An 8,218-nucleotide genomic window follows, 5' to 3' on the forward strand; every position below is an offset into this window, starting at 1 on the left:
CCGAGGAAGGGGCACCGATGTCGCATCTGATGGACACGAGCGGGCACGGTGGGGGCAGCGTCCTCGCCGCCGGCACGCCGACGATCGACCCCGCGGGTCCCGTCCCGCAGCTGGTCATCGCGGCCCTGGTCGGCGTGGTCGTCATCATCGCGCTGATCACCTGGCTGAAGGTGCACCCGTTCATCGCGCTGACGATCGGCGCGCTCGGGGTCGGCATCGGTGCGGGACTCGCCCCCGACAAGGCGGTCACGAGCTTCGGCACCGGGTTCGGCGACACCATGACGAGCGTCGGCATCCTGGTCGGGCTCGGGTCGATGTTCGGCAAGCTGCTCGTCGACTCCGGCGCTGCCGACCGGGTCGTCGACACCCTGGTCCGGCGGTCGTCGAAGGCGGCGCTGCCGTGGACGATGGCGCTCATCGGGGCGTTGATCGGCCTGCCGATGTTCTTCGAGGTCGGACTCGTGCTCCTGATCCCGATCATCGTGCTCGTCGCCAAGCGGAGCGACGTGCCGGTGATGCGCATCGCCGTGCCGGCCCTCGCGGGGCTGTCGACCATGCACGCGTTCGTGCCGCCGCACCCGGGGCCGCTCGTGGCGATCTCGACGGTCGGGGCGAACCTCGGGACGACGCTGGCGTTCGGCATCGTGCTCGCGATCCCCGTGGTGATCCTGGCCGGGCCGCTGTTCGCCGGGTTCGCCGCGCGGTGGGTGGACGTGCCGGCGCCGGACCTGTTCGGCGCGCGGGGCGGTGCCGGTACCGGTGCTGGTGGCGGTTCGGACCCGGCGCACGAGGGGCGTCAGGCCCGCCGTGGCCGCGCGACCCAGGACACCGCGTCGCTGCCGAACGGCAAGAGCGACTTCACGCGGGTCATCAGCGAGCCGCGCAGCCCGTCGTTCGCCGTGGCGCTGGTCGGCATCCTGCTGCCCGTGGTGCTCATGCTCGCGCAGGCGGTCCGCGAGGCCACCTCGCCCGACGCCGCCGGCACCTGGGTCGGCGTGCTCGACTTCCTCGGGACGCCGATGATCGCGATCGGCATCGCCGCCGTGTACGCGATGGTGTTCTTCGCGATCGGCGGGGGCATGGACCGCTCAGCCGTGTCGAAGTCGCTCGAGAGCGCCCTGCCGCCGGTCGCCGGCGTGCTGCTCATCGTCGGCGCCGGTGGTGGGTTCAAGCAGGTGCTCATCGACACGGGCATCGGTGGCGTGATCGCCGACGCCGTCAAGGACTCGGGCATCTCGGTGCTGCTGGTCGCGTGGGTCGTGTCGGCGCTGGTCCGTGTGGCGACGGGCTCGGCCACGGTCGCCACGGTCACGGCTGCCGGGATCATGGCGCCGATCGCGCAGGACCTGTCCTCGCCGGTGGTGTCGCTCCTGGTGCTCGCGATCGGTGCCGGGTCGGTGTTCCTGTCGCACGTCAACGACGCCGGGTTCTGGCTGGTGAAGAGCTACTTCAACACCACCGTGGGGCAGACCTTCAAGACCTGGACCGTGCTCGAGTGCCTGATCTCCGTGTCCGGGCTGCTCGGGGTGCTGCTGGCCGGGGTGTTCATCCACTGACGTCTGCTGGCGCTGGTGCTTGTGCTGGCGTTGGCGTTGGCGTTGGCGTTGGCGCTGGCGCTGGCGCTGGCGCTGGCGTCGGCGTCAGCTGAAGCGGATCGGCGTGCCGACGGGCAACGCCGACAGCGTCCGCGTCATCGCCGCCGAGATCCGCACGCACCCGTGGGAGCTGCCGGTGGGGTCGGGGTAGTAGTGCAGCGCGGTGAGGGCCGCATTGCCGCCGTAGTCGGCGATGCGTGACGAGTGCGCGCCCGTGAGGATGATCGGGTTCCCCTGCGTGTACGTCACCCGCGGGTCGACGTAGGCGGCCTCGACGTACGTGGCGGTCGCCGTGGGGGTCGGGTCGTCCGGGGTCCCCAGGCGCGCGGCCTCGGTCGCCGCGACGGAGCCGTCCTTGGTCACGACCGAGACGGTGCCGGCAGCGACGTCGACGCTGATCATCCGGTCGGTGTCGACCACCGAGAAGTCGGACGCCCGGGCCCACGCGAACGTGGAGCTCGGCGCGTCCTGCTGCCCGCCGTCGCCGGGCGTGCGGTTCCGGGCCGGGGTCGACACGAGCAGCATCCCGCCGTCCTGGCCCGCTGAGCGACCCCAGACCGCGGTCGCTGCCGGAGTCTCGATGGTCGACACCGTGGCCGAGAGCGTCGCGACCGGGCGGGCATCGGCCGAGGGAGCGGCGTACAGCGCCACGAGCTGCGCGGTCGGGGTGGCGATCTGCCAGGAGTCCTCGGGGTGGGCGCTCGAACCGTCGAGGAGCTCGGGCACCACCGCGTCGTGGAAGGCCAGGGGCAGGGCTGCGAGCTCGGCGGCCGGAGGTGCTGCCGGGACCGCGGCGAGCGTCGGCGTGGGCGTCGGCGTCGGGGTGGGTCGGGAGGGTGTCGCGCTCGGAGTCGCAGCCGCGCGCGGGGTGTCAGGCGTGTTCACGACGCTCACCGTGATGCCGATGCCGATCACGGCTGCGGCGGCGATGCCCACCACGAGCCAGGTCCTCCGACGCATGTCGACCCCCTCAGTCCGGTCCAGTCCACCAGAGGACGGTGAAGGTGCGCTGCGCGCCACCGGACGGGAGGCTTCGCGCACCACCGGCACCGAGCCTCCTGTCCGGCGGGTCAGCGCTCCGTGACGTGCCCCGCCTCGACCCGCCACTGGCGGTCGAGCTGCACGGTGTCGAGCATGCGGCGGTCGTGGGTGACGAGGAGCAGGGTGCCGTTGTAGGAGTCGAGGGCCTGCTCGAGCTGCTCGATGGCAGCGAGGTCGAGGTGGTTCGTCGGCTCGTCGAGCACCAGCACGTTGACGCCGCGCGCCTGCAGGAGCGCCAGGCCCGCACGGGTCCGCTCGCCGGGCGAGAGCTCGCCGGCGGCACGGGCGACGTGGTCGGCCTTCAGCCCGAACTTCGCGAGCAGGGTGCGGACCTCGGCCGTGGCCATCTCGGGGACGAGCTGTTCGAACACCTCGGCGAGCGCCGTCGTCCCGGTGAAGACGGCGCGGGCCTGGTCGACCTCGCCCACGGCGACGTTCGTGCCGAGCGAGGCCGTGCCGGTCGTGGGGGACTGCTTGCCGAGGAGGGCGCGGAGGAGCGTTGACTTGCCGGCGCCGTTCGGTCCGGTGATGCCGATGCGGTCGCCGCCGTCGATCTGCAGGGACACCGGGCCGAGCGTGAAGTCGCCCTGGGTGAAGGTGGCGTCGGACAGGGTGGCGACGACGGCGGAGGACCGCGGTGCCCTGCCGATGGTGAACTCGAGCTGCCACTCCTTGCGGGGCTCGTCGACCTCGTCCAACCGGGCGATGCGCGACTCCATCTGGCGGACCTTCTGCGCCTGCTTCTCGCTCGACTCGGAGGCGGCCTTGCGGCGGATCTTGTCGTTGTCGGGCGCCTTCTTCATGGCGTTCCGGACACCCTGGCTGGACCACTCGCGCTGCGTCCGGGCGCGGGAGACCAGGTCGGCCTTGGTCGAGGCGAACTCGTCGTAGGCGTCGCGCTTGTGCTGCCGGGCGATGGCGCGCTCCTCGAGGAAGGAGTCGTACCCGCCGCCGAACAGCCGGTTGGAGGACTGCGCCAGGTCGAGCTCGAGGACGCTCGTGACCGCTCGTGCCAGGAACTCGCGGTCGTGGCTGACGAGCACGACGCCGCCGCGGAGGCCGCGCACGAAGTCCTCCAGTCGGGCGAGGCCGTCGAGGTCGAGGTCGTTCGTCGGCTCGTCCAGCAGGACGATGTCGAACCGGGAGAGCAGCAGTGCGGCGAGCCCGACGCGGGCGGCCTGCCCACCGGAGAGCGAGGTCATCAGCGAGTCCGTGTCGACGGTCAGCCCGAGGTCGGCGAGGACGGCGGGCACCCGCTCGTCGAGGTCGGCCGCTCCCGACGCGAGCCACCGGTCGAGCGCCACGGAGTAGCGGTCGCCGGCGTCGGCACCGGCGTCGGGGTCCCCGAGCGCGGCGGCGGTGGCGTCCATCTCCGTGGTGGCGGCGGTGCACCCGGTGCGGCGGGCGAGGTACTGGGCGACGGTCTCGCCCTCGAGGCGTTCGTGTTCCTGCGGCAGCCAGCCGACGAAGGCGTCGGTGGGGGCCAGCGAGACGGTACCCGCGAGCGGCTCGTCGACGCCGGCGAGCAGGCGGAGGAGCGTGGACTTGCCGGCGCCGTTCACGCCGACGACGCCGATGACGTCCCCGGGGGCGACCGTCAGGTCGAGGGAGTCGAACAGCGTGCGGGCGGCGTACCCACCGGCGAGGCCCTTGGCGACGAGCGTGGCGGTCATGCCCCCATCGTCCCATCCCGGCGGGAGTCGGCAGGACGGCCGGCATGACGCCGGTCACAGGGCGAGCGCCGCCGCGGGCCTGGGAAGCCCGGACCCACGGCAGCGGTCAGTGCCTAGTGCTCGTCGTAGTGGTCGTCGTGGAGCGCGTGCTTGTGGCCGTCGTGGACGTAGTCCACGTGGTCGCCGTGCTGGACGGCCTCGTGGTCGTCGTCCTGCTGGCCGTGCTCGTGCTCGTGCACGCCGTGCTCCGCGATGCGGTGCTCGTCGTCTCCGGTGGGGGTTGCGCTGGTGTCGGTCATGGGCATCCTTTCTGAGATCGGTTCTCACGAATGCTACGACCGGCGGGGCGATCGCGTCACCCCTGGTTCGATTGCGGGCGGACTCAGGGCGCGGGGACGTCCACGACCGTCTCGGCGCCGACGACGGGGACGAGGGCGCCGGCGGACGCGGCGGCGAGGTCAGCGCGGAGGGCGTCCAGGTCCCCGGCGGACACGGCGAGCGCGAAGGTCGCCGACTGGCCGTAGCTCGTCGTGCCGAGGGTGGCGTCGTGGTGGCGGACCCAGTCACGCAGGACGTTGTCGACGCGGCCGGCATCGGCGTGCTCGACGTCGATCGTGACCTCGGTGAGGGCTGCGCGTCGGACGATCGTCGCCCGGTCGAGGGCTTCGGACGCCGAGGTCGAGTACGCCCGCACCAGTCCGCCGGCGCCGAGCTTCACACCGCCGAACCAGCGCGAGACCACGACCACGACGTCGGTGAGGTCGCGGCGGCGCAGGACCTCGAGCATCGGGACCCCGGCGGTGCCCGACGGTTCGCCGTCGTCGGAGGACCTGGCCTGGTCGCCCAGCACGCCGGTGACCATCGCGACGCAGTGGTGGCGGGCGTCCCAGGCCTCGCGGCGGATGCCGGCGATCACGCGCTCGGCGTCTGCGGGGCCGGTGACCGGGACGGCGTGGGCGACGAAGCGGGACTTCGTGATGACGATCTCGTGCTCGACCCCGCTGGCGATCGTGGACGGGTACCGGCGGGTCACTCCACGAGCGTAGTCGCGCTGGGGTCCGCGGCTGAGGCTCGGGGGGGGGGGGGCAGCGCTGGTCGCGCGCCGCCCCGGCGGCTGAGGCTCGGGGCAGCGCTGGTCGCGCGCCGCCCCGGCGGCTTAGGCTCGGGGACCGTGTTCGAACTCCACCACCTCTCCGCGCAGGACCTCTGGGACTGGATCCGTCGCGGCGACACGACGGCCCGCGAAGCGACCGAGCACTACCTCGCCCGGATCGAGCGGTTGGACCCGGGTCTCGGGGCCTTCGTGACGGTCACGGCGGACGCCGCTCGTGAGCGGGCCGACCGTCTCGGACACCTGGTGCCGACGTCGAGACCGCTGTGGGGCCTCCCGTCCGCGGACAAGGACCTGTACGACCGTGCCGGGGTCCCCACGCGCTCCGGCACCACCTCGTTGCCGGAGCGGCCGGCGGCGGCGGACCACCCCGTCGTCGCGGCCCTGGACGCAGCGGGAGCAGTGAGCCTCGGCAAGACCACGACGCCGGAGTTCGGGATGTCGTCGTCGTCCGAGACGCGGTTCGGCATGACGCGGAACCCCTACGGGACGGACCTGGCGCCGGGAGGGTCGTCGAGCGGGGCCGCGGTCGCAGTGGCCGCCGGACTCCTGCCAGCTGCCGTCGGGTCGGACGGCGGGGGATCGGTGCGGATCCCGGCTGCGGCGACCGGGCTCGTCGGCCTGAAGCCGAGCCGGGGTCGGGTGCCGTCGATGCCCGGGCGGTCGGGTGTCGGCGGACTGTCCGTCGCCGGGCCCCTGACCCGGTCGGTGGCGGACGCCGGGATGTTGCTCGACGCGCTCGTGGCACCGACCGGGCTCGACGAACCGGTGCCGTACGCGCTCGTCACGCCCGACGTCGGCCAGGGGCCCTTCACCGCGGCGGCCGTGCGGGGCGAGGGGCGCTTCGTGCTCGGCGTGCTCGAGGGATCGCCGTGGGACGACACGATCGACGTCGTCGTGGACCCGGCAGCGCGGGCGGCGGTCGCGACGGCGATCCGGGAGTTCGACGCGCTCGGGCACGGGGTCGAGGACGTCCGGATGCCCTCGGTGCCGTACGGCGCGGCGTTCCGGGTGGCGTGGGAGACCTCGGCGGCGCGGCTGCCCGCGGTGCCCGGGATCGACCTGTCCGCGCTGACGCCGCTGGTGTCGTGGCTCGTCGCACGGGGGCAGGCGTTGACCGGGACGCAGGTGCTCGACGCGATGACGGCGCTCGACCTGTTCTCCGCCACGCTCATCCGGGCGTTCGACCGGTTCGACGCGGTGCTCTCCCCGACGCTGGCACTGACGCCGCGGCCGCTCGGGTGGTACGGCGACGACCCCGAGGAGGACTTCCGTCGCCAGTGCGCGTACTCGCCGTGGACCTCGATGGCGAACGTGGCCGGGCTGCCCGCGATCACGCTGCCGGTCGGGGTCACTCCCGCGGACCACCCCGACGGTGCCGGGCTGCCGATGGGCGTGCAGCTCATCGGGCGGCCGGGTGGGGAGCGCACGCTGCTCGCGCTGGGGGCGCAGCTCGAGCGCCGGGTGCGGTGGCAGCGGAGGCACCCGCCCGGCTGGTGAGGGCTGGCGGCGTGCTGGTGCGGGTGCGGGTGCGGGGCGGGGCGGTCGACGCGGAACGACATCGTCGGTGTCGTACGACCTCGACAGTGTCGCGTGGGTGGCCTGCGGACGCCCGGACTCGGGTGTGCACGACTCGGAACGACACCGTCGGTGTCGTACGACACCGACGGTGTCGCGAACACGCGAACGCAGGGACGCGCGGCATACGTCCGCATCGAGCGACATCGCGCGCGTCGAACGACTCGTGCGGTGTCGGCACCTGCGGACGCATCGAGCGACATCGCGGGCGTCGAACGACTCGTGCGGTGTCGGAACCTGCGGACGCATGGGATGCATGCGCATGGAGCGACATCGCGGGCGTCGAACGACTCGTGCGGTGTCGGTACCTGCGGACGCAGGGACGCGCGGCATACGTCCGCATCGAGCGACATCGCGGGCGTCGAACGACTCGTGCGGTGTCGGAACACACGGACGCACGAGATGCACGCGCATGAAGCGACATCGCGGGCGTCGAACGACCCGTGCGGTGTCGGAACATGCGGACGCACGGGATGCACGCGTATGGAGCGACATCGCGGGCGTCGAACGACTCGTGCGGTGTCGGAACCTCCGCACGCACGACCTGGCCCGTACGACGACATCGCTGTCGTACGACCTCGACGGTGTCGCGCGAGTGGCCTGCGGACGACCGGGCTCGGGCGCACCTGACTCGGAACGACGACATCGCTGTCGTACGACCTCGGCGGTGTCGCATTGAGTCGGAGCGGCGCCACGACAGCGCCCACGCCAGCGCCGGCGCCCACGCCAGCGCCCGCGCCCTACGGCAGCGTCGGCGCCGCCTCGACCAGCGCCCGCGTGACGGGGTGCGTCGGCGCGTCGAGCAGGGACACCGGCCCGTGCTCGACGATGCGCCCGGCCGACATCACCGCGACGGTGTCGCACAGCCGCTGCACCACCCCGATGTCGTGCGACACGAGCACGATCGTCAGCCCGAGCTCCGCCGCCAGCGACTGGAACAACTCGATCACCCGTGCGCGGACGACCACGTCGAGGGCGCTCATCGGCTCGTCCCCGAACAGGATCCGCGGGCCGTGGACGATCGCCCGCGCGATCGCGATGCGCTGTCGCTGCCCGCCGGAGAACTCGTGCGGGTACCGGTCCACCGCGTCCGAGGGCAGGTCGACGCGCTCGAGCGCCGACGCGACCATCCCCGCGTGCGACGAACCAGAACCAGAACCAGAACCAGAACCAGAACCAGAACCAGAACCAGAACCAGAACCAGAACCAGAACCAGAACC

7 protein-coding genes are annotated in these 8,218 nt (G+C 72.8%); 2 read left to right on the forward strand and 5 right to left on the reverse strand.

Annotation, left to right across the window (positions count from 1 at the left end; all coding sequences use genetic code 11):
- The first annotated feature begins 17 nt into the window (after positions 1 to 17).
- Complete coding sequence (locus ITJ68_RS05705; protein ID WP_228504823.1) at positions 18 to 1,556, forward strand: GntP family permease; 1,539 nt, start codon at positions 18 to 20, stop codon at positions 1,554 to 1,556.
- An 84-nt stretch (positions 1,557 to 1,640) separates the two neighbouring features.
- Here the strand turns inward: ITJ68_RS05705 and ITJ68_RS05710 are convergent, their stop codons facing one another.
- From ITJ68_RS05710 to ITJ68_RS05725, 4 genes are all read right to left on the reverse strand, one after another.
- On the reverse strand, positions 1,641 to 2,555 hold the full coding sequence (locus ITJ68_RS05710; RefSeq protein ID WP_194660348.1) for a L,D-transpeptidase: 915 nt from the start codon (positions 2,553 to 2,555) through the stop codon (positions 1,641 to 1,643).
- Between the two features lie 110 nt (positions 2,556 to 2,665).
- Positions 2,666 to 4,309, reverse strand: coding sequence for an ABC-F family ATP-binding cassette domain-containing protein (locus tag ITJ68_RS05715; RefSeq protein ID WP_194660349.1), 1,644 nt, complete (start codon positions 4,307 to 4,309; stop codon positions 2,666 to 2,668).
- 113 nt (positions 4,310 to 4,422) lie between these two features.
- Positions 4,423 to 4,608 (reverse strand): zinc transporter permease, encoded by a 186-nt coding sequence (locus tag ITJ68_RS05720; protein WP_194660350.1) that lies wholly within the window; start codon positions 4,606 to 4,608, stop codon positions 4,423 to 4,425.
- 83 nt (positions 4,609 to 4,691) lie between these two features.
- Positions 4,692 to 5,342, reverse strand: coding sequence for an IMPACT family protein (locus tag ITJ68_RS05725; protein WP_194660351.1), 651 nt, complete (start codon positions 5,340 to 5,342; stop codon positions 4,692 to 4,694).
- A gap of 138 nt (positions 5,343 to 5,480) precedes the next feature.
- Here ITJ68_RS05725 and ITJ68_RS05730 point away from each other — a divergent pair, with 138 nt between their 5' ends.
- Complete coding sequence (locus tag ITJ68_RS05730) at positions 5,481 to 6,920, forward strand: amidase (RefSeq protein ID WP_194660352.1); 1,440 nt, start codon at positions 5,481 to 5,483, stop codon at positions 6,918 to 6,920.
- 818 nt (positions 6,921 to 7,738) lie between these two features.
- Here ITJ68_RS05730 and ITJ68_RS05735 read toward each other — a convergent pair.
- The coding region (locus ITJ68_RS05735) for an ABC transporter ATP-binding protein (protein WP_194660353.1) at positions 7,739 to 8,218 on the reverse strand (480 nt) is incomplete at its 5' end.

Origin of the sequence: Curtobacterium sp. VKM Ac-1395 (assembly GCF_015350975.1) — a bacterium.
Lineage (GTDB): Bacteria > Actinomycetota > Actinomycetes > Actinomycetales > Microbacteriaceae > Curtobacterium.

Coding starts and splice junctions, on each gene's coding strand:
- ITJ68_RS05705 (WP_228504823.1), top strand. CDS start 18: ATGTCGCATCTGATGGACACGAGCGGGCACGGTGGGGGCAGCGTCCTC.
- ITJ68_RS05710 (WP_194660348.1), bottom strand. CDS start 2,555: ATGCGTCGGAGGACCTGGCTCGTGGTGGGCATCGCCGCCGCAGCCGTG.
- ITJ68_RS05715 (WP_194660349.1), bottom strand. CDS start 4,309: ATGACCGCCACGCTCGTCGCCAAGGGCCTCGCCGGTGGGTACGCCGCC.
- ITJ68_RS05720 (WP_194660350.1), bottom strand. CDS start 4,608: ATGACCGACACCAGCGCAACCCCCACCGGAGACGACGAGCACCGCATC.